This is a genomic window from Streptomyces sp. RB17 (genome assembly GCF_009604455.1).
Lineage (GTDB): Bacteria > Actinomycetota > Actinomycetes > Streptomycetales > Streptomycetaceae > Streptomyces.
On record NZ_WEGL01000009.1, the window covers coordinates 290,446 to 310,479 of the forward strand.

The 20,034-nt window shown below is 73.2% G+C and carries 18 protein-coding genes; 15 read left to right on the top strand and 3 right to left on the bottom strand.

What is annotated here, in order from left to right; all coding sequences use genetic code 11:
* Nucleotides 1-200 precede the first annotated feature (200 nt).
* The 3 genes from SRB17_RS35175 to SRB17_RS35185 all read left to right on the top strand — a co-directional run bounded on the left by SRB17_RS35175 (nt 201) and on the right by SRB17_RS35185 (nt 2,521).
* Nucleotides 201-1,379, top strand: coding sequence for a glycerophosphodiester phosphodiesterase (locus SRB17_RS35175; protein WP_153544582.1), 1,179 nt, complete (start codon nt 201-203; stop codon nt 1,377-1,379).
* A gap of 92 nt (nt 1,380-1,471) precedes the next feature.
* The gene (locus SRB17_RS35180) at nt 1,472-1,978 is read left to right on the top strand and encodes a sigma-70 family RNA polymerase sigma factor (RefSeq protein ID WP_153544584.1); all 507 of its coding nucleotides are present in this window, start codon (nt 1,472-1,474) and stop codon (nt 1,976-1,978) included.
* A 45-nt stretch (nt 1,979-2,023) separates the two neighbouring features.
* Nucleotides 2,024-2,521 carry a GNAT family N-acetyltransferase gene (locus tag SRB17_RS35185; RefSeq protein WP_153544975.1) on the top strand — a complete coding sequence of 166 codons (498 nt, stop codon included), beginning with the start codon at nt 2,024-2,026 and terminating at the stop codon, nt 2,519-2,521.
* Here SRB17_RS35185 and SRB17_RS35190 read toward each other — a convergent pair.
* Together SRB17_RS35190 and SRB17_RS35195 are read right to left on the bottom strand one after the other, a co-directional pair.
* Nucleotides 2,511-2,930: a hypothetical protein gene (locus tag SRB17_RS35190; RefSeq protein WP_153544586.1), complete on the bottom strand. Its 420-nt coding sequence runs from the start codon at nt 2,928-2,930 to the stop codon at nt 2,511-2,513. The genes SRB17_RS35185 and SRB17_RS35190 overlap by 11 nt on opposite strands.
* A gap of 1 nt (nt 2,931) precedes the next feature.
* Nucleotides 2,932-3,291, bottom strand: coding sequence for a hypothetical protein (locus tag SRB17_RS35195; RefSeq protein ID WP_153544588.1), 360 nt, complete (start codon nt 3,289-3,291; stop codon nt 2,932-2,934).
* A gap of 88 nt (nt 3,292-3,379) precedes the next feature.
* Between SRB17_RS35195 and SRB17_RS35200 the strand changes: the two genes are divergently transcribed.
* The 9 genes from SRB17_RS35200 (at nt 3,380) to SRB17_RS35240 (ending at nt 16,108) form a co-directional block, all read left to right on the top strand.
* The gene (locus SRB17_RS35200; RefSeq protein ID WP_153544590.1) at nt 3,380-4,030 is read left to right on the top strand and encodes an HAD family hydrolase; all 651 of its coding nucleotides are present in this window, start codon (nt 3,380-3,382) and stop codon (nt 4,028-4,030) included.
* Nucleotides 4,031-4,375: 345 nt separating this feature from the next.
* A complete protein-coding gene (locus SRB17_RS35205; RefSeq protein ID WP_323376767.1) occupies nt 4,376-5,419 on the top strand; it encodes a methionine ABC transporter ATP-binding protein in 1,044 nt (347 codons plus the stop codon).
* Nucleotides 5,420-5,439: 20 nt separating this feature from the next.
* Nucleotides 5,440-6,162: a methionine ABC transporter permease gene (locus tag SRB17_RS35210; RefSeq protein ID WP_153544979.1), complete on the top strand. Its 723-nt coding sequence runs from the start codon at nt 5,440-5,442 to the stop codon at nt 6,160-6,162.
* A 67-nt stretch (nt 6,163-6,229) separates the two neighbouring features.
* Nucleotides 6,230-7,060 (top strand): MetQ/NlpA family ABC transporter substrate-binding protein, encoded by an 831-nt coding sequence (locus SRB17_RS35215; protein WP_323376769.1) that lies wholly within the window; start codon nt 6,230-6,232, stop codon nt 7,058-7,060.
* A 131-nt stretch (nt 7,061-7,191) separates the two neighbouring features.
* Nucleotides 7,192-7,830 (top strand): GNAT family N-acetyltransferase, encoded by a 639-nt coding sequence (locus SRB17_RS35220; RefSeq protein ID WP_153544592.1) that lies wholly within the window; start codon nt 7,192-7,194, stop codon nt 7,828-7,830.
* An 86-nt stretch (nt 7,831-7,916) separates the two neighbouring features.
* Nucleotides 7,917-9,140: a precorrin-6y C5,15-methyltransferase (decarboxylating) subunit CbiE gene (gene cbiE / locus SRB17_RS35225; RefSeq protein WP_153544594.1), complete on the top strand. Its 1,224-nt coding sequence runs from the start codon at nt 7,917-7,919 to the stop codon at nt 9,138-9,140.
* 345 nt (nt 9,141-9,485) lie between these two features.
* Nucleotides 9,486-13,829, top strand: a complete 4,344-nt coding sequence (cobT, locus tag SRB17_RS35230) for a nicotinate-nucleotide--dimethylbenzimidazole phosphoribosyltransferase (RefSeq protein ID WP_153544596.1) — start codon at nt 9,486-9,488, stop codon at nt 13,827-13,829.
* A gap of 142 nt (nt 13,830-13,971) precedes the next feature.
* Nucleotides 13,972-15,216, top strand: a complete 1,245-nt coding sequence (gene cobA / locus SRB17_RS35235) for a uroporphyrinogen-III C-methyltransferase (protein ID WP_153544598.1) — start codon at nt 13,972-13,974, stop codon at nt 15,214-15,216.
* Between the two features lie 73 nt (nt 15,217-15,289).
* Nucleotides 15,290-16,108, top strand: coding sequence for an RNA methyltransferase (locus SRB17_RS35240; protein WP_323376771.1), 819 nt, complete (start codon nt 15,290-15,292; stop codon nt 16,106-16,108).
* 16 nt (nt 16,109-16,124) lie between these two features.
* Here the strand turns inward: SRB17_RS35240 and SRB17_RS35245 are convergent, their stop codons facing one another.
* Nucleotides 16,125-17,540 carry a serine/threonine-protein kinase gene (locus SRB17_RS35245; RefSeq protein ID WP_153544600.1) on the bottom strand — a complete coding sequence of 472 codons (1,416 nt, stop codon included), beginning with the start codon at nt 17,538-17,540 and terminating at the stop codon, nt 16,125-16,127.
* 602 nt (nt 17,541-18,142) lie between these two features.
* Between SRB17_RS35245 and SRB17_RS45615 the strand changes: the two genes are divergently transcribed.
* From SRB17_RS45615 to SRB17_RS35255, 3 genes are all read left to right on the top strand, one after another.
* Nucleotides 18,143-18,319, top strand: a complete 177-nt coding sequence (locus SRB17_RS45615; protein WP_030343942.1) for a hypothetical protein — start codon at nt 18,143-18,145, stop codon at nt 18,317-18,319.
* Between the two features lie 336 nt (nt 18,320-18,655).
* Nucleotides 18,656-19,621 carry a phosphotransferase family protein gene (locus SRB17_RS35250; protein WP_153544602.1) on the top strand — a complete coding sequence of 322 codons (966 nt, stop codon included), beginning with the start codon at nt 18,656-18,658 and terminating at the stop codon, nt 19,619-19,621.
* Between the two features lie 80 nt (nt 19,622-19,701).
* Entirely contained in the window at nt 19,702-19,989 is a 288-nt protein-coding gene (locus SRB17_RS35255) for a zf-TFIIB domain-containing protein (protein WP_153544604.1), read from the top strand.
* Nucleotides 19,990-20,034: the final 45 nt, after the last annotated feature.

Genomic DNA, 20,034 nt, shown 5'->3' on the forward strand with positions numbered 1-20,034 from the left:
GCTGCGACGGTGTGACGGAGATCGCGCGAACCCTCACCCACTCGGCTGCCCGGTCCCCGCCGCCGATGCGACGGGCCGTCACCACGCGCCCCTCACCGGACATTCGACGTCACCCGGGCGTTCCGTCCGGGGACTCCCTTCGGTCATGTGCACGCACCTACGATCGGCGCGACTCAAGAGCGGACGGCAGGAGGGCGCTGATGGGCAGCGACCAGGCGAACGAGAAGACGCAGGGCACCACCGGGCGGCGGGCGATCCTCGGCGCGGCGGTGTTCGGGGTGAGCGGAGCGGCCCTCGGGCTGCCGGGCGCGGCCGAGGCCGCCGAGACCCGCCCGGCCGGGCCGGGCGGACGGGGCCTGAAGAGCCTGCCGGTGCCGACGATCATCGGTCACCGCGGCGCCAGCGGCTACCGCCCGGAGCACACCTTCGGCTCGTACGACCTGGCCCTGGACCTCGGCGCCGACGTCGTCGAGGCCGGCGACCTGGTGCCCACCAAGGACGGCCATCTGGTCTGCCGGCACGAACCGGAGATCGGCGGCACCACGGACGTCGCCGCGCACCCGGAGTTCGCCGACCGCAAGACCACCAAGATGCTGGACGGGGTCGCCACCACCGGCTGGTTCACCGAGGACTTCACCCTCGCCGAGCTGAAGACCCTGCGCGCGGTCGAGCGCATCCCGGCCAACCGGCCGCACAACACCCTCTACAACGGGCGCTGGGAGATACCCACGTTCGAAGAGGTCCTGAAGTGGCAGGACGAGCAGACCCGCGAGCGCGGCAGGCAGGTCTGGATCTACCCCGAGACCAAGCACCCCACCTACTTCCGCAAGCTGGGCCTCGGCCTGGAGGAGCGGGTCGCGAAGCTGCTGCGCAAGTACGGCAAGGACGGCCGGAACTCGCCCGTCATCCTGCAGTCCTTCGAGCCCACCAGCATCCAGAAGCTGAACCAGCTGGTCGACAACCCGCTCGTCGTGCTGCTCTCCTCGGCGGACAGCCGCCCCTACGACTTCGTCGAGGCGGGCGACCCGCGCACGGTCGCCGACCTGATCACGCCCAAGGGTCTGCGGGAGATCGCCGGCTATGCCCAGGGCATCGGCCCGACCCTGGACCTGGTCATCCCCAAGAACGCGGACGGCACCCTCGGCAAGCCGACGACCCTGGTCTCCGACGCGCACAAGGTGGGCCTGATCCTGCACCCCTACACCATGCGCAACGAGAACCCCTTCCTCCCGGCCGAGTACCGCAAGGGCAGCGCGGCCGACGGCTACGGCGCCCCCTTCGGCGCCTTCAAGACGTACTTCGCGACCGGTATCGACGGCGTCTTCACCGACAACGCCGACACCGGCCTGCTCGCCCGCGCCGACTTCCTGGGCGGCTGACGCCGTCAACTCACAGCACCATTGCCACCCCCGTTCGGGGTGACTCGCGCCGCCCCGGAAACCTGCTCCCGGGGCGGTGCGTCGTTCTGCATATGACGCACGACTTGGTAGCCGCCCTCGGCCCGCTGCTCACCGCCGAGGCCTCGGCCGAGGCATATGCCGCCGGGAGCGAGCCGGGCGACCTGGAGCAGGCCGTCTGGCTCCGCCTGCTGGAGCGGCTGGAGACCGAAGGGCCGCCGCCGGACCCGCAGGGCTGGCTGCGCAGGGCCGTCCGCGCCGAGGCCCGCCGGAGCCGCCGTACCACCCGCCGGGAACGCCCGTACGGCGCCGAGCCGGCCGACGACGCCCGCACCGACCCGGAGAGTCACGTCCTCACGGCCGCCCGGCACCGCGCGCTGCGCGAGGCGGTGCGCCGGCTGCCCGGCCGCTGCCCCCGGCTGATCGAGGCCCTGCTGTCCCCGAAGGACCTGACATACCGGGAGATCGCGGGGGAGTTGGGTATCTCACAGGGCAGTCTCGGCCCGGAACGCTCCAGATGTCTGGGATGTCTGCGTCGATTGCTCGCGCCGGAGGTTGCGGCCCGCGAAGTGCGGGGATAGGAGTGAGGGACGACAGGTGATCAGGTGAGCGGGAGGCGTGCGCACATGGGCATGAGCGTGACCATCTCGGCGGCGACCGAGCAGGACGCGGAGCAGATCTTCAGGCTTCAGTACCTGTGCTTCCAGAGCGAGGCGGCGCTGTACGGCAACTACCGCATCGACCCGCTCGTCCAGACCCTGGACTCCGTCCGCCAGGAGGTCGTCTCCGACTGCGTCTTCGTCGCCCGGCTCGGCGAGGAGGTGGTCGGCTCGGTGCGCGGCAAGCTCGCCGAGGACGGCGCGGCCGCCATCGGCACGCTCTGCGTCCACCCCCGCCTGCAGGGCCACGGCATCGGCGCGCGGCTGCTGCGCGCGGCCGAGGCGGCACTGGCGGCGGAGCGTGGCGCCACCCGCTTCCGCCTCTTCACCGGCCACCGCAGCGAGGGCAACCTCCGCCTCTACCGCCGCTCCGGCTACGAGACGGTGGGCAGGTCCAAGGGCGCGGACGGGGTCGAGATGATCATCCTGGAGAAGCAGGCGGGGACGTACGCGGCTACGGCTTGACGGCGTTCCGCGCCTTGCGCAACCAGTACATCGCGGAGACCGGCAGCAGCACCGGGATGAAGATGTAGCCGGCCCCGTAGTACGACCACACGGTCGCGTCCGGGAACGCCGACCGGTCGACCAGGGTCCAGGTACCGACGATCAGCACACCCGCGAGCTCGGCGGCGCAGCACACCAACGCCGCCCGCCGAGCGGTCTCCCCGCCCCGGATCAGGGTGTACGTGATGAATCCGTACACCAGGCCCGCCACCGCCGACAGCGCATAGGCGAGCGGTGCCCGGTCGAACTCCGTGGAGATCTGGTACGCCGACCGCGACACCGCGCCGACCACCATCACTCCGTAGAACCAGACGAGCAGCATGCCCGGCCCGCTGATCAACCGGGTCGGCTTCTCCTCCACCGCCGTCATCTCAGCCTCCCCAGATGTCGAAGAGCCGCACTTCCAGTACGGCCAGCACCACTCCGCCGGCGGCGACCGTCACCGAGCCCCACTTGGTCCGCTCGGCCAGGGACATGAACCCCGCCGCCGGAACGCACGCGAACGCGCCCAGCAGATACGCCACGAAGATCGTCGTGCCCTGTGCCGGCTTCTCGCCCCGCGCCAGCTGCACGATCCCGACCACCAGCTGGACCACGGCCAGCAGCGACACCACGGCCATGCCGATGAAGTGCCAGTCCTTGGTCGGCTGGTCCCGGTAGGCGGCCCAGCCGCACCAGGCGGCGAGCAGGAGCGCGGCGACTCCGGTCACCAGCGTCAGGGCATTGAGCATGCGGTGACCTTATTACGGCCGAAACGGGCGCACGTCCCCGACCCCGCCCGTGGGCCATGGGGTCTAGACCACACCGTAGGGTCGAGGCATGACGATCCACGCGCACGCCCTCCTGTTCGACAACGACGGCACCCTCGTCTCCTCCCTCGACTCCGTCGAGCGCTGCTGGACCCGCTGGGCCCGGGAGTACGGGATCACCGCCGAGGAGTTCGGGCGCGTGGCACTGCACGGGCGGCCCGCCGCCGAGATAGTCGCCGACCTGCTGCCCGCCCACCTGGTCCCCGAGGCGGTCGCCCGGGTCGAGCAGCTGGAGGTGGACGACGTACCCGGCGGAGGCGTACGGCTGCTGCCCGGCACCCGTGACTTCCTGGACTCCCTGCCGGCCGACCGCTGGGCCGTCGTCACCTCCGCCACCCGGCGACTCGCCGAGGCCCGGCTGGACGCCGTCGGTATCCTGCCCAAGACGCTCGTCACCTCCGACGACATCACGCGCGGCAAGCCCGACCCCGAGCCCTATCTGCTCGCCGCCCGGCAGCTCGGCGTCGACCCGGCCCACTGTGTCGTCTTCGAGGACGCCCCGGCCGGGCTCCAGGCGGGCCGCGCCGCCGGAATGACCACGGTGGCGTTGGCCACAACCCATCGCGCCGAGGAACTCGACGCCGACCTCGTGGTGACGGACCTGTCGGCCTTGTCGGCACTGGTCACCGACGGGGGCGTGGAGATCTCCGTCCGCCGCTGAGTGCCCGGTCCCCACTGTCCGCCGCTGTCCACCATCCGGACAACGGCGGCCGGTCAGGACCATACGTCTGCTTTACTGATCGCATGACCACGACGAGCTGCCGCACCCTTGCGACCGAGGCGACCATGACGCCCGGTGCTCGTTGTATGTGTCGCCTGATGTGTCGAATGTGCGCCTTCTAGAGGGCCCCCGCATCAGCTGAGCCTCGCGCCCCGAAGCGAGAGCCGTGGCATGTCCGTGCGCCGCATCCCGTACGAGACACAACTCCACTCTCCATGCCTGAAACCGCATGCACCCGTGCCCGGGCACACCCACGCCCGCGCACTCGACAGTGACGGAAATCCTGTGATCACCACCTCGGGCCTGACGAAAATCTACCGGGCCAACCGCTCCCGCGGCCGTGAGGTCACCGCCCTCGACGGCGTCGATCTGCACGTCCGTGAAGGCGAGGTCTACGGCGTCATCGGCCAGTCCGGCGCCGGCAAGTCCTCCCTCATCCGCTGCGTCAACCTGCTGGAGCGCCCCACCTCCGGCACCGTGACCGTGGCCGGGCAGGACCTCACCGCCCTCGCCGGCCGCGGCCCGCGCGCCGGCAAGGAGCTGCGCCGGGCGCGCAGCCGTATCGGCATGGTCTTCCAGCACTTCAACCTGCTCTCCTCGCGGACCGTCCAGGAAAACGTCGAGCTGCCGCTGGAGATCCTCGGCACGTCCGGCAAGGAACGCTCCCGCAAGGCGCTGGAGCTGCTCGACCTGGTCGGCCTCGCCGACAAGGCCAAGGCCTACCCGGCCCAGCTCTCCGGCGGCCAGAAGCAGCGCGTCGGCATCGCGCGCGCCCTCGCCGGCGACCCCAAGGTGCTGCTCTCCGACGAGGCCACCAGCGCCCTCGACCCCGAGACCACCCGCTCCATCCTCCAGCTGCTGCGCGACCTGAACCGGCAGCTGGGCCTGACCGTCCTGCTCATCACCCATGAGATGGACGTCGTGAAGGCGGTCTGCGACTCCGCCGCCCTCATGGACAAGGGCCGGATCGTGGAGTCCGGCACGGTCAGCGAGCTGCTGGCCACCCCGGGCTCCGAACTGGCCGCAGCGCTGTTCCCGGTGAGCGGCGAGCGCACCGGCGCCGACCGGACCGTCATCGACGTCACCTTCCACGGCGAGGCCGCGACCCAGCCGGTCATCTCCCAGCTCGCGCGCACCTACAACATCGACATCTCGATCCTCGGCGCCGCCATCGACACCGTCGGCGGCCTGCAGATCGGCCGCATGCGCATCGAACTGCCCGGCCGCTACGAGGACAACGTGGTGCCGATCGGGTTCCTGCGCGAACAGGGCCTGCAGATCGACGTCGTGGGCCAGGAGGCTCTGCTGGTGAAGGAAGGTGTCAAGTGACCTGGACCGATTGGTCCGCGATGCAGCCGCTGCTGTCGCAGGCGTGTACCGAGACGTTCCAGATGGTGCTGTGGTCCACCCTGATCGCCGTCGCCGCCGGCCTCCCGCTCGGCATCCTCCTCGTCCTCACCGACCGGGGCGGCCTGCTGCAGAACGTCCTCGCCAACAAGGTGATCGGCCAGATCGTGAACATCGGCCGGTCGATGCCGTTCATCATCCTGATGGTCGCGCTGATGAGCTTCACGCGCTGGGTCACCGGGACGACGATCGGTACGACCGCGGCGATCGTGCCGCTCGCCATCGGCGGCATCCCCTTCTTCGCGCGGCTGGTCGAGACGGCTGTCCGCGAAGTGGACAACGGTCTCGTCGAGGCCGTGCAGTCCATGGGCGGCAACACCTGGACGATCGTCCGCAAGGCCCTCGTCCCCGAGGCCCTGCCCTCCCTGATCGCCTCCACCACCACCACGATCATCGCGCTCATCGGCTACTCCGCGATGGCCGGCACGGTCGGCGGCGGCGGCCTCGGCGACCTCGCCGTCCGCTACGGCTACCAGCGTTTCGAGACCGAGCTGATGTGGATCACCGTCGCCATCCTCGCCGTCGTGATCTCCCTGATCCAGTTCGCCGGCGACTTCGCGGCCCGCTCCCTGTACAGCCGCGGCGGCCGCTCCGGCCCGGCGCCGAAGCTGCGCCTGCTGAAGGCGACGGAGCCTGCGGCGGCCGACGCCGGCAAAACCGCCTGAGCGCCTCTCAAGACTCCCCGTACACCCATACACGGGGTCGCACCACCCTTAAGGAAAGGCACTTTTCGTGCGTAACACCGCCAAGTTCACCACCGCCGTCCTCGCCGCCGGAGCCCTCACCTTCGGGCTGACCGCCTGCGGCTCCGGCAGCTCCTCCGCCTCCCACGACTACAGCGGCCCGCTCGTCGTCGCCGCGAGCCCGACCCCGCACGCCGAGATCCTGAACTTCGTCAAGCAGAACCTGGCGAAGAAGGCGGGCCTCGACCTGGAGGTCAAGGAGTTCACGGACTACATCACGCCGAACACGGCGACCGAGGACGGCTCGGTGGACGCCAACTACTTCCAGAACCAGCCGTACCTGGACGACTTCAACGCCAAGCGCGGCACTCACATCGTGCCCGTCGTCACGGTGCACCTGGAGCCGCTCGGCCTGTACTCCCACAAGGTCAAGAAGGCCGACGCCCTGAAGAGCGGTGCGACCGTCGCCGTCCCGAACGACGCCGTCAACGAGGCCCGCGCCCTGAAGCTGCTCGCCGACAACGGGCTCATCACCCTCAAGTCCGGCGTGGGCAACGAGGCGACCCCGCAGGACATCACCAAGAACCCCAAGAACCTCAAGTTCAAGGAGGTCGAGGCGGCCCAGACCCCGCGCTCCCTGGACGACGTGGACGCCGCCGTGGTCAACGGCAACTACGCCATCTCCGCCGGCCTGAAGCCCGCCAAGGACGCGGTGGTCCTGGAGTCCGCGAAGAACAACCCGTACGGCAACTTCCTCGCCGTGAAGAAGGGCGACGAGAAGGACCCGCGGGTCAAGAAGCTCGCCAAGCTCCTCGTCTCGCCCGAGGTCAAGAAGTTCATCGAGGACAAGTACCAGGGCTCGGTCATCCCGTCGTTCTGAGCCGACTCGCACACTGACGGGGTCCGCTCCCTCACCGGGGGTGGACCCCGTCGTGCGGTTCAGTGGTTCCATGCTGCATGCTGGGCAGTTCAGCAGGCCCTGAAGGTTTTTCAGAAGTTACGGAGCGGCGCATGACTGGCACCTTTCCCAACATCTCCATCAGCACGGAGCGGTTGGTCCTGCGCCCCTTCGAGGACTCCGACATCGAGGCCTTCGCCGAGATGATGAACGACGAAATGGTCACCGCCTGGACCTCGGTCCCCCAGCCCTACACCGAGGCCGACGCCCGGGACTGGATCACCACGCGAGCGCCCGCCGAGCGCGCCGACGGCCGCGGCATCGTGTTCGCCGTCGACGAGTTCCTCACCCAGCGCCTCGTCGGCACCGTCCACCTGAGCAACACCGACTGGCGGGTGCGCTCGGCGGAGATCGCCTACGTCATCGCCCCGTGGGCCCGCGGCGAGGGCTACGCCTCCGAGGCCGCCCTGGCCACCGCGCAGTGGCTGTTCCACGACCGGCAGTTCGAACGCCTGGAGCTGCGCACGGCCGCCGACAACACCGCCTCCCAGCAGGTCGCCCAGAAGATCGGCTGCATCAGCGAGGGCGTCCTGCGGGGCGCCTGGATAGCGCGCAGCAGAACAGCGGACGGCACCTGGGCCGATGTCCGCACCGATGTGATCGTCTGGAGCCTGCTGCCGGAGGACCTGGCCGGGGCCGGCGAGCAGCTGGCCGACACGGGCGGCTTCACCTCGTACTCCGACTGGAACTGAGCCCCTCAGCCTCACCAGGTACGCTCAGGGAGCCCGCTAGGGGCCCGCACCCCTGACGACCTGCGAAGACCTGGAGAGAGACGACGATGGCCGACCGGGTCACGGTGATCGGCTGGGACGGTTCGCCGCTGACCGACGCGGCACGCGCCGCCCTCGGCGCCGCCACGCTCGTGGCGGGCGCGGCCCATCACCTGGCGCTGCCCGAGGTCCCGCCCACCGCCGAACGCGTCCGCCTGGGCAGCGTCGGGCTCGCCGCCCGCCGGATCGCCGCCCACCGCGGCACCGCCGTCGTGTTCGCCGACGGCGACCCCGGTTTCTTCGGCGTCGTACGCACCCTGCGCGCCCCCGAGTTCGGCCTGGAGGTCGAGGTCGTCCCCGCCGTCTCCTCGGTGGCCGCCGCCTTCGCCCGCGCCGGCATGCCCTGGGACGACGCCCAGGTGGTCGTCGCCCACCCGCGCACCCTGCGCCGGGCGGTGAACGTCTGCCGCGCCCACACCAAGGTCGCCGTCCTCACCGCACCCGGCGCCGGACCCGCCGAACTCGGACTCCTGCTGGAAGGCGTCCACCGGACGTTCGTCATCTGCGAGGAACTGGGCACCGAACGCGAACAGGTCACCGTCGTCACCTCCGACAAGGCAGCCGACCACACCTGGCGCGACCCCAACGTCGTCATCGTCATCGGCGGACCCGTGGCAGCCGGTGACGGCGGCGGCTGGATCGCCGGGCGCGACCCGGGCGCCGGCCCGCGCGGCTGGGTGCAGCCCGACGCGTCGTACGGCGCCGGACCCGGAGGCGCTCTCGGCGAGGGCGAGACGGAGCTGCTGCGTGCCGCCCAACTGGCCCGCCTCGGACCCCGGGTCGGGGACCTCGTCTGGGACATCGGCTGCGGCTCCGGCGCGTTCGCCGCCGAGGCCGCGCGCGCCGGAGCGGCCGTCATCGCCGTCGACCGGGACCCGGGGGCCTGCGCCCGGGCCGAGTCCGCCGCGCGCCGGTACGGCGTCCAGCTGCACGTGGTCCAGGGCACCGCCCCGCACGTGCTGGAGAACCTGCCCGAACCGGACGTCGTCCGGGTCGGCGGCGGGGGAGTGGCCGTCGTCTCGGCGGTCGCCGACCGGCGCCCGCAGCGCATCGTCACGCACGCGGCGACCCGCGACGCGGCCGAACTCGTCGGCCGCGACCTGACCGAGCACGGATACCGCGTCGAGTGCGCCCTGCTGCAGTCGGTCGAACTCGACACCCGTGCCTGGACCGAGACCGAGCGCAGCGTCGTTTTCCTGCTGAGCGGCATCCTTCCGGACCGCGCCCCGTGATCCTGTTGTCGTACTGCGCGCGGTAGGCTGGCCGATCGTTGTACCGCACCGGGCGGCCCGGAACTTCGTTCGTCAATGTCCGGAAAGCGCGCCCGTTTTGGGGTGGGTGTGGTATTGCGGAACCGGAGGACGCGCAACGTGGCGCAGTCCACAGCGGGCTGTCGCGGATCATGCTGTCGCGACGGCCGAACGGCCGGGACAATGCCACTGAATGGCTTTGTCGCCTTTTCTGGAGGGTCGTTCGTGCCGCTGGGCACGGACGCTCGTTCTTCACTACGGGCGGTCGGTGCGCCGTTCCGGGTGAGCTGGTCGTAGGAGCACTAAACCGATGGGCGAGGGGTACGCATGACCGACACCGGCCAGGTCCCGGCCGAGGGGCAGCCGGAGAGCGCAGGCATGGTGGAGCAGCCGGGCGTCGCCGCGCACGGTGCGTACACCTACCTCTCCGAGGCACCCGCCGAGGACGAAGACCTGCTGCTGCCGGGTGCCCAGGGCGCGTGGGGCAACGAGGTGCCGCCACCCGCTCCGGAACCGGTCGTCGAGGCCGTCCACGAGCCGGGCCCGCACGAGACGGCCGGCCGTGACAGCGGCTCCGTCGACCTCAGCGGCGTCCGCCTGCCGAACCCGGCCGCGGCCCCCGTGCCGCCCTCGCCGATCCTCTCGGCCCCGCAAGACCAGCCGGCCGCCCCGCAGCCGGCGCGCCGTCCGCTGCACCTCGGCCCGCCGATCCCCGACGCCTCCGCCAGCCCGGTCCGCTCCCTCGCCGACCGCGGCCCGGCCGGAGCGCCGGTACGGCAGCCCGCGCCGCAGCCGACCGGCCCCGAGTACCTCGACGCCCAGCCGCTGCGCGACATCGCGCCGCAGAGCGTGGCCCCCTGGAGTGCGGCGCCCGCCGCCGCGGTGGCCGAGTCCGGCGCACCGGCAGCGGCCGCGGTGGCCCAGGCCGGCCCGCAGGCGTCGGCTGCCGAAACGGTTGACCCGGCCGCCGTCTCCGCGGTCGCCGCCGAGGCCGACCCGTCCGGCGCCGCCCAGGCCGCCGTCGCCCGCCTCGCTCACCAGGCGGCCGCACCGGCACCGGCCACCGCGCAGGTGGTCCACGGCCACGACGGCGTGCAGCCGTTGCACGGCCACGACGGTGTCTACGCGGCTCCTGCGGGCGCGGTGCCCGAAGGCGTTCAGCCGCTTGCCGCGGATCATCGGCCCGAAGGCCCCGAGGGTGTGCGGTCGCCTGTCTCCGGGCAGGGCACTGAGAACGCCCAGCAGCTCTCCGACGAGTCCGGTCAGGAAGTGACCGGTGCGCGGCCGGTGGACGCCACGGCCGCCGTGAACGGTGGCCTCGGCGCCGAGGCCGGTGCCGCCGCGCCCGTGGCCGAGCCGGAGGCCGGCCCGGCCGCCGAGAGCGCCGTGGTGGCGCCCGGCGCCGAGCAGACCGCCGCCGCGGGGGCCGGCGCCAACGATCCGGCTGCGGCCGCCCCGGTGGCCGGCACCGCCCACGCGCCGGAGACGGTGCCGGCGGACCCCGCCGCTCCGGGTGCCGCTGCTGCGGCCCAGGTCCAGGCGGTGCCGGGCGAGCCCGTGCCCGGCCAGGCGCCGGAGGACGCTCGGGCAGCCACCGGCGCCGAGCCGTCCGCGCCGGCTCAGCCCTCGGACCCCGCCCGGCCCGGCGAGGCCCCGGAGCAGGGCGAGGGCACGCTGTTCGCCGACGCCGGGCAGGCCGCATCGACCGCTTCGGTGATGGTCGCCGCACAGGGCGCCGCCGAGACCGCGGACCCCGGTCTCGCGCAGCAGACGCCGGGCGCGGCCCAGTTCGCCGAGGAGGCCGTCCCCGCTCCGGGCGAGGCCGTCGCCCCGGCACAGCCGGACCCGAACAGCCCCGTCCCCGTGGAGCCGCAGCCCGGCACGGTGGAGGAACGGACCTGGGTGACGGAGGGTCAGCCCGCCACCCAGGACGCGTCCGGAACCGTTCAGGAAGCGCTCGCGACCGCACCGGACGCGCCAGAAGCCGTCCAGGACGCGCCCGTGACCGTCCAGGACACGCCCGCCGCGGAGGCCGTACCGGCAGCCTTGCCCGAGCCCGCCATCCCGGCACCGGCCCCGACGCCCACGCCGGAACCGACGGACGCCGTGGCCGCCCAGGCCCCCGACGCCGGACCGGCCCCGGGCGCCGCCGAGGCCCCCGGCACGCCGGAGTCGCAGCCCTACCCGGCTCAGGGCCCACAGCCGGCCGAACCCGTCGCCGCCGAGGCCGTGCCCGGTCCGGCGCAGCCCGTCGTCGTACCCCAGCCCCAGCCGCAGCCCCAGCCCGAGTCGGCCACGCAGGACGCCGTCCACCAGGTCGCTGACGCCCAGGTGGCGAGCGGCCCGGACGCGCCCGCCGACCCGCCGACCCAGCCCCAGCCGCAGCCGCAGGTTCAGCCCGCCGAGGCCGAGGCGGCCGCCGCCGATGCCGTCCAGCAGGGCGCCGCTGCCACTGACGCCGTGACCGGTCCCGGCGCGCCCGCCGGCCCGCAGACGCAGCCCGGCGCGGCCGCCGCACCGGCCGCCGACGGCGTCCCCGCCCAGCCCGTGCCGGGCGCCTCCGTACCGGCCGCCGCCGAGGCCGAGCCCACGTCGGCCGACGCCGCCGACGGCCCCGCGCACCCCGGGACCGCCGAGCCGGCCGAGCCGCTCCCCTCCAACGTGCCGCCGCACCCGGAGCAGCCGCTCGGGCAGTTCGTGCAGGTCGACGGCCAGGTGCCCACGACCCCGCACCTGGCGCCGACCCCGCCGCAGCCTCTCGTCCTCCCCGCCGAGGTCACGCAGGAGCCGGTGGCCACGGTGCCGGCACCCCGCGAGGCGGAGCCCGCACCCGCGGCGGTCCCCGATGTCGTACAGCACGCGGAGGACCTGCAGACCAGGGCCGCCGACCAGGAGGAAGAGAGCACGGCCGCAGTGGCGGAAGCATCCCAGCCCACCGGCCCCGCCGCGCCCGGCTACGCCGACGCCGAGCGCGAGGCCGTCCTGAAGGTCATGCGCGAACGCCGCGACATCCGCAACGGCTTCCGCAGCGACCCCATCCCGCACGAGGTGCTGCTGCGCGTCCTGGAGGCCGCCCACACGGCGCCCTCCGTGGGCCACTCACAGCCCTGGGACTTCGTCGTCATCCGCTCCGCCGAGACCCGTCGGACGATGCACGAACTGGCGATGTGTCAGCGCGAGGCCTACGCCAAGTCGCTGCCGAAGGGCCGGGCCAAGCAGTTCAAGGAACTGAAGATCGAGGCCATCCTCGACACCCCGGTCAACATCGTCGTCACCGCCGACCCCACCCGCGGCGGCCGGCACACCCTCGGCCGTCACACCCAGCCGCAGATGGCGCCCTACTCCTCGGCGCTCGCGGTGGAGAACCTCTGGCTCGCCGCCCGCGCCGAAGGCCTCGGCGTCGGCTGGGTCAGCTTCTTCGACGAGCGGGAGATGGTCCGCGCGCTCGGCCTGCCCGAACACCTGGAGGTCGTCGCCTACCTGTGCGTCGGGTACGTCGACGAGTTCCCGGACGAGCCCGAGCTGATGCAGGCCGGCTGGTCCAAGCGACGCCCCCTGTCCTGGGTGGTGCACGAGGAGACGTACGGCCGCCGCGCCCTGCCCGGAGAGGAACCCCACGACCTGCTTGCCGAGACCGTCGCCCAGATCCGCCCGCTCGACGCCAAGGCCCTCGGTGAGGCCTGGGAGCGCCAGAAGCGCATGACCAAGCCGGCCGGCGCGCTCGGCATGCTGGAGATCATCTCCGCGCAGCTGTCCGGGCTCTCCCGCCAGTGCCCGCCGCCGATCCCGGAGCCCGCCGCCGTCGCCATCTTCGCCGGCGACCACGGCGTCCACGCCCAGGGCGTCACCCCCTGGCCGCAGGAGGTCACCGCCCAGATGGTGGCCAACTTCCTCGGCGGGGGAGCGGTCTGCAACGCCTTCGCGGGCCAGGTCGGCGCCGAGGTGTGCGTCGTGGACGTCGGTGTCGCCGCCGACCTCCCGGCCACCCCCGGCCTGCTGCCCCGCAAGATCCGCGGCGGCACCTCCGACATGACCACCGGCCCCGCGATGACCCGCGAGGAGGCCAAGCAGGCCATCGAGGTCGGCATCGAGACCGCCCGCGACCTGGTGGCGGCCGGCAACAAGGCGCTGCTCACCGGCGAGATGGGCATCGCGAACACCACGGCATCGGCCGCCCTCATCTCGGTCTTCACGGGCGCCGACCCGGCCGAGGTCACCGGCCGCGGCACCGGCATCAACGACGAGACGCTGGCCCGCAAGACCGAGGTCGTCCGCCGCGCCCTGGAACTCCACCAGCCCGACCCGGCCGACCCCATCGGCGTTCTCGCGGCCATCGGCGGCTTCGAGCACGCGGCCATGGTCGGCCTGCTCCTCGGCGGCGCCTCGCTGCGCACGCCGGTGATCCTGGACGGTGTCAGCGCCGGCGCCGCTGCCCTGGTCGCCCGCGCCATCGCCCCCGAGGTGCTGGCGGCCTGCATCGCCGGCCACCGCAGCGCCGAACCCGGCCACGTGGCCGCCCTCAACAAGCTGGGCCTGCGCCCACTGGTCGACCTCGACCTGCGCCTGGGCGAGGGCACGGGCGCCCTGCTGGCGCTTCCGCTGGTGCAGAGCACGGCGAGGGCGATGCACGAGGTGGCGACGTTCGACTCGGCCGGCGTCACCGAGAAGTAGGCGTCACAGGACGGGTGGTCCGGCGTTCAGCTGTCGGACCACCCGTGCCGTCTGCCCTGCACACAGCTAAAATCCGCACGTCAGGGCCGCTCCGAAGGTGCAGCGCGCCCCCATCGCACAGCTGCACGAGGAGCCGCCCCTCATGGCCGAACACCCCGCCTACCCCGTAGGCCTCCGCCTCTTCGGCCGCCGCGTGGTCGTCGTCGGTGCCGGCACGGTGGCCCAGCGCCGTCTCCCGGCACTCATCGCGGCCGGCGCGGACATCGTCGTCGTCTCTCCCGAGGCGACCCCCTCCGTCGAGGCCATGGCGGACGCGGGCGAGATCACCTGGGAGCGGCGCCGCTACATGGACGGCGACCTCGCGAACGCCTGGTACGCCCTCATCGCCACCAGCGACCCCGAGACCAACGCCGCCGCCTCCGCCGAAGCCGAGCGCCACCGCGTCTGGTGCGTGCGCTCGGACGACGCCGACCAGGCGACCGCCTGGACCCCGGCGACCGGTCACAGCGAGGGCGTCACCGTCGCCGTACTCACCACGGAGGCGCGCGGCCGCGATCCCCGGCACACCGCCGCCATCCGGGACGCGGTGGTCGAGGGCCTGCGCGACGGCACCCTGGTGGCACCCCACCACCGCACCCGCACCCCCGGCGTCGCCCTGGTCGGCGGCGGCCCCGGCGACCCCGATCTGATCACGGTCCGCGGCCGCCGGCTGCTCGCCGAGGCGGACGTCGTCATCGCCGACCGGCTCGGCCCCCGCGACCTCCTCGACGAACTCCCGCCGCACGTCGAGGTGATCGACGCGGCGAAGATCCCGTACGGCCGTTTCATGGCCCAGGAGGCCATCAACAACGCGCTCATCGAGCACGCCCAGCAAGGCAAGTCGGTCGTACGGCTCAAGGGCGGCGACCCGTACGTGTTCGGCCGGGGCATGGAGGAGGTCCAGGCGCTCGCCGAGGCCGGCGTCCCCTGCACCGTGGTCCCCGGCATCTCCAGCTCGATCTCGGTGCCGGGCGCGGCCGGCATCCCGGTCACCCACCGGGGCGTGGCGCACGAGTTCACGGTCGTCAGCGGCCATGTCGCCCCGGACGACGAACGCTCGCTGGTCGACTGGCCGGCGCTCGCCAGGCTCACCGGCACCCTCGTGATCCTGATGGGCGTCGACAAGATCGGGAAGATCGCCGAGACCCTCGTCGCGCACGGCAAGTCCCCGCAGACCCCCGTCGCGCTGGTGCAGGAGGGTACGACGGCCGCGCAGCGCCGGGTCGACGCCACCCTCGCCACGGTGGCCGAGACGGTACGGACCGAGGACGTGAAGCCCCCGGCGGTCATCGTCATCGGCGAGGTCGTGAAGGTCGGGCCGGAGCCGGTCGCCCCACCCATGGCTTGATCATGCGTAACCCGGGGTAACCTACCCGTTCCCAGCCGTTGGCAGCACACCCAGGACAAGGCAGTATCACCCTGTGGCCGATCTCATCACCGTCGAGGATCCCGACGACCCGCGCCTGCGCGACTACACAGGCCTGACCGACGTCGAGCTGCGCCGCAAGCGCGAGCCCGCCGAGGGCCTGTTCATCGCCGAGGGCGAGAAGGTCATCCGCAGGGCCAAGGAAGCGGGCTACGAGATGCGCTCCATGCTGCTCTCGGCCAAGTGGATCGACGTCATGCGCGACGTCATCGACGAACTGCCCGCCCCGGTCTACGCCGTGAGCCCTGAGCTCGCCGAGCAGGTCACCGGCTACCACGTGCACCGCGGCGCGCTCGCCTCCATGCAGCGCAAACCGCTGCCCACGGCCGGCGAACTGCTGCGCTCCGCACGCCGGGTCGTGGTCATGGAGTCGGTCAACGACCACACCAACATCGGCGCGATCTTCCGCTCGGCCGCCGCCCTCGGCATGGACGCGGTCCTGCTGTCGCCCGACTGCGCCGACCCGCTGTACCGCCGGAGCGTCAAGGTCTCCATGGGCGCGGTGTTCTCGGTGCCGTACGCCCGTCTGGAGACCTGGCCCAAGGGACTGGAGTCGGTCCGCGAGGCCGGCTTCACCCTGCTCGCGCTCACCCCGGACGACAAGGCCCGCACCCTGGACGAGGCCGCCCCGCACCGCATGGACCGGGTGGCCCTGATGCTCGGCGCCGAGGGCGACGGACTGTCCACGCAGGCCCTGGTCGCCGCCGACGAATGGGTCCGCATCCCGATGTCCCACGGCGTCGACTCGCTCAACGTGGGCGCGGCCGCGGCCGTCGCCTTCTACGCGGTGACCGCCGGCCGCCCGGAGGCCTAGCCTTCCGGGCTGCCGGTCACATCCTGAAGTCCCGGCTCGGTGCCGGCCCGTACCGCTCGGCCACCGGCCGGTCGGCGTCCGCCGACGCATGGCCGGGCTGCGCCTGCCCCTGACGTCGGAGGCCGCCGTCGCCGAGGCCGCGGGCCGGGCCCTGGCAGCCCTGCGCGACCGCGATGCCGAGCGCCACGAGCAGCGTCACCACGACGAACACGAACAGCCGCTGGCGCAGCAGCCGGGGGTTGGCCGGCCGCAGTCCGGTGCCCGTCGTACGCTGCGCCGGACGCCCGGAACCGCCCCGGCCGGCGGGACGGCTTCCGCCACCCGGGCGTGGCCCGGTGCCGCGTGGCGCCGGGGCCGGGCGCGCCGAGCCCGGCCGGGCAGGGGCACCCGCAGCATTGCCACGCGGGGTGTTGCCGGTCCGTGGGGACGCGCCGCCACGCGCCGGCGCACCGCCCCGGGCGTTGGGACCGGCGTGCGGCACCGGCGTGCCGGGCGCGGTGCGCCGCTGGGTGCGCTGCTGCTCGGGGTAGGTGTCGACGAGCCGACCGGTGGGCCGGTCCGCCTCCGCTGCGCGCGGCGCCGGCGGCCGTACGTCGGTCAGGCCCTGCGCCTCGCGGGCGGCGATCTCCTTGAGCCGCAGCGACAGCTGCAGCGTGCTGGGCCGGTCGTCGGGATCCTTCGCCAGACACGCGCGGATCAGCGGGGCGAGCGCGTCCGGTACGCCGTACAGCTGCGGTTCCTCGTGCACCACCCGGTACAGCATCACCTCGGAACTGCCGTGCCCGAAGGGCGAGTCGCCGGTGGAGGCGTAGGCGAGGGTCGCTCCCAGGGAGAAGACGTCCGTCGCCGGGGTGACGGCCGCGCCGCGCACCTGCTCGGGCGCGAGGAAGCCCGGGGAGCCTACCGCCGTACCGACGTGGGTCAGCGTGGAGGCGCCGGTTGCCCAGGCGATGCCGAAGTCGATGATCCGCGGCCCCTTCGGGGACAGCAGGATGTTGGACGGCTTGAGGTCCCGGTGGACGACACCGGCCTCGTGCACCGCGACCAGCCCCTCGGACAGCGCGGCACCGACCGCCGCGGTGTCGGCCGCGCTGAGCGCGCCCTCGTCGGCGACCTTGTCGTGCAGGGAGGGCCCGGGTACGTACTGCGTGGCGAACCAGGGCCGCTCGGCCTCCAGGTCCGCGGCGACCAGCCGGGCCGTGCAGCCGCCCCTGATCCGCCGGGCCGCCGAGACCTCACGGGCGAACCGCGACCGGAACTCCTGGTCCTCCGCCAGATCGGGCCGGATCACCTTCAGGGCGACCCGCTGCCCCTTCTTGTCGGAGCCGAGGTAGACCACACCCATCCCGCCCGCGCCGAGCCGTCGGTGAAGCCTGAACGAGCCGACGACGCGCGGGTCCTCGCGCCTCAGGCGCATCATCGCCATGTTCATCCCCGCTGCCCGGTCCCTGTGACGTGGCACAGCTTACGTTTCCACGGCCGCCTGCGCGCAGAGGCCGCGCCCTCCGGGCCGGACGGATTGTGCGGACGGCCGGTACGACATGAAACGCGGTCAGGAAGCGAGTTCGCACGGGGTCCTTGGGCCGTCAGTACCCCCAACCGATCGTCGACGTCCGGGTGTTGAGGTCACGAGACGGCAGGTGATGCCGGTGCGGGCAGCCGTCTCGCCCCCGCTGCGCACCGACCGTGGACCCGGGTCCGGGACGGGCCGCGCACCGGACGCGGCGCACCTCCCACACCCGTCCGGAGTGATCGAAGTCACTCCTCGTGGTCGTCGGACGCTTCGGAAATGACCGGACACAGTGGGTGCCCCTTCCGGGAAGACCCCGAGACCCTGACCGGCGTCTCCACCCAGGGGAGTACGTCCCGAGTTGTGGCTCATCCTCGGGGAGGCCCGGCAATCGATACGAGGGCATGACGCCCGGCAGCCGCCCCACGCCTAGATTTGAGGTCAAGCGGCGGGTGCAGCACTCGTCCCCCGAGGTCAGACACCCGCCGCTGCTGATGACAACCGACACGGTCAGGAGAGGGACCATGGCCCACACGGCACCGCGACGCCCGGCGTTCGCACCGCGCCGCACGGGCCGCCGCCACCCCCTGGTGGCGACGCTCATGGCCCTTCCTCTGGCGGCCCTGCTCCTGCTCGTCTTCGACGGCTGGGAGACGGTGGCCACACAGGCGTCGTCCGTGGGTGCGATGCTGGGGCGCTGAGCGGCGACCCCAGGCCCGGAAGAGCGGTCCGGGCGGGGACATCCATCCAGGAAACCCCGTGGGGACGGGGGTGCGGCGGACGGCACAAATGCCGGCGCAGCTGGGGAGCTGCGCCGGCATGCGCCGTTTATGGGGGCCGGTGGGGGTCTCGCCGTGGCGGTGCGGGCTCTCGCCGTGGGGGTGCGGCGTATTGCCGGCTGCGGGTCCGCCGTGGCTGGTCGCGCAGTTCCCCCCGCCCCTTGGGGAGCTGCGGTGCCGGCGCCTTCGAAGCACCGCCGCCGCGGCACGGCCGGCACCAGTACCCTCAACTGCGCAGCCCACCGTCCCGAGGCACCGTTGACCACTGACACCCCCGCGCTCATACCCGCGCTCACCGCGAAGGTCAGAGCTGCCGCCCACCCCGACACCGGCGCAGCCCCCTGCACCTGCGCGGGCGCGGGCCCCCTCGCCGACCGCCCCGACGCCACCGTCGTACGGCACGCGGACACCGTCGCCAAGGCCCACGCCCCCGATACCGCCCCCGCCGAGCTGACCCGGCGCCTCTCCGTGGCCGCCCGCCTCCCGGACGTCCTCCTGCCCCCGCTGACCGTGACCCCCACGCCCCTCCACGACCGCCTGGTGACCTTCTGGCCGTACGGCGCTCCCGTGGACCCCGACGACCGGGACGCGGCGCCCTGGGAAGCCGCCGCCACCCTCCTCGCCCGCCTGCACCGCGCGCCCCCGCCCGACGGCCTGCCCCCGATGCGCGGCCCCGTCAAGGCCGCCCGCGCCGTCGCCCGGTTGTACGCGGCCCTGCGCGTCGCGGCCGAGCCCCATCCGGCGGCCTGCCCGGTCCTCGCCGCCTGGGCCGCGCTTCCCGCCTGGGCCCGCGGCGAAGCTCCCATGCCCGGCCCGCCCGCCCTCTGCCACGGCGACCTGCACCTCGGCCAGCTCGTCCGTCACCCCGCACCGGACGGCCCCTGGCGGCTGATCGACGTCGACGACCTGGGAACCGGCGCCCCGGCCTGGGACCTCGCCCGCCCCGCCGCCTGGTACGCCTGCGGGCTCCTCCCGCCCGACGAGTGGAACCGTTTCCTCGGCGCGTACCGGCGGGCGGGCGGCCCGGCCGTACCCGCCGCCGGCGACCCCTGGCCCGCCCTGGACGTCCCGGCCCGCGCACTGAGCGTGCAGACGGCCGCCCTCGCCGTCACCAAGGCGCTCGCGGCGGGCCGCCCGCTGGACGAGGTGGAACAGGCGGTCGTCGACGCCTGTGCCCGAATGACCCCGATTCCGTACCAGTTGGCGCCCGAAGCGGCGGACTAGGCTGCAACCGGCCAGGGCTGGACGGAGTCTGTCCTGGGGAGATGTGAAGCAGGACCGACCGGCGAGGAGTTGAGCCGACCATGCATTGTCCGAAATGCCACGCGCCGATGCACACCTACAACCGCAGCGGCGTCCAGATCGAGCAGTGCAGCGGCTGCCGCGGCATCTTCCTCGACTACGGCGAGCTGGAGGCGCTGACCCAGCTGGAGGCCCAGTGGTCCAAGCCGGCCCCGCCCGCCCCGCAGGCGTACCCGGCGCCGCCCGCCCCCGCCTGGGGTGCCCCGCACGGCGGTCACCACGGTCACCATGGGCACCATGAACACCACGGCCACCACCAGAGCTGGGCGCACATGCTGTTCTCCAGCTGAGTGCATGAAGAAGCCCCCGGTCACGAGACCGGGGGCTTCCTGATG

Bases quoted from the DNA above. Each gene is read 5' to 3' on its own strand.
- SRB17_RS35175 (WP_153544582.1), top strand. From the start codon at position 201: ATGGGCAGCGACCAGGCGAACGAGAAGACGCAGGGCACCACCGGGCGG.
- SRB17_RS35180 (WP_153544584.1), top strand. From the start codon at position 1,472: ATGACGCACGACTTGGTAGCCGCCCTCGGCCCGCTGCTCACCGCCGAG.
- SRB17_RS35185 (WP_153544975.1), top strand. From the start codon at position 2,024: ATGGGCATGAGCGTGACCATCTCGGCGGCGACCGAGCAGGACGCGGAG.
- SRB17_RS35190 (WP_153544586.1), bottom strand. From the start codon at position 2,930: ATGACGGCGGTGGAGGAGAAGCCGACCCGGTTGATCAGCGGGCCGGGC.
- SRB17_RS35195 (WP_153544588.1), bottom strand. From the start codon at position 3,291: ATGCTCAATGCCCTGACGCTGGTGACCGGAGTCGCCGCGCTCCTGCTC.
- SRB17_RS35200 (WP_153544590.1), top strand. From the start codon at position 3,380: ATGACGATCCACGCGCACGCCCTCCTGTTCGACAACGACGGCACCCTC.
- SRB17_RS35210 (WP_153544979.1), top strand. From the start codon at position 5,440: ATGCAGCCGCTGCTGTCGCAGGCGTGTACCGAGACGTTCCAGATGGTG.
- SRB17_RS35220 (WP_153544592.1), top strand. From the start codon at position 7,192: ATGACTGGCACCTTTCCCAACATCTCCATCAGCACGGAGCGGTTGGTC.
- cbiE (WP_153544594.1), top strand. From the start codon at position 7,917: ATGGCCGACCGGGTCACGGTGATCGGCTGGGACGGTTCGCCGCTGACC.
- cobT (WP_153544596.1), top strand. From the start codon at position 9,486: ATGACCGACACCGGCCAGGTCCCGGCCGAGGGGCAGCCGGAGAGCGCA.
- cobA (WP_153544598.1), top strand. From the start codon at position 13,972: ATGGCCGAACACCCCGCCTACCCCGTAGGCCTCCGCCTCTTCGGCCGC.
- SRB17_RS35245 (WP_153544600.1), bottom strand. From the start codon at position 17,540: ATGAACATGGCGATGATGCGCCTGAGGCGCGAGGACCCGCGCGTCGTC.
- SRB17_RS45615 (WP_030343942.1), top strand. From the start codon at position 18,143: ATGGCCCACACGGCACCGCGACGCCCGGCGTTCGCACCGCGCCGCACG.
- SRB17_RS35255 (WP_153544604.1), top strand. From the start codon at position 19,702: ATGCATTGTCCGAAATGCCACGCGCCGATGCACACCTACAACCGCAGC.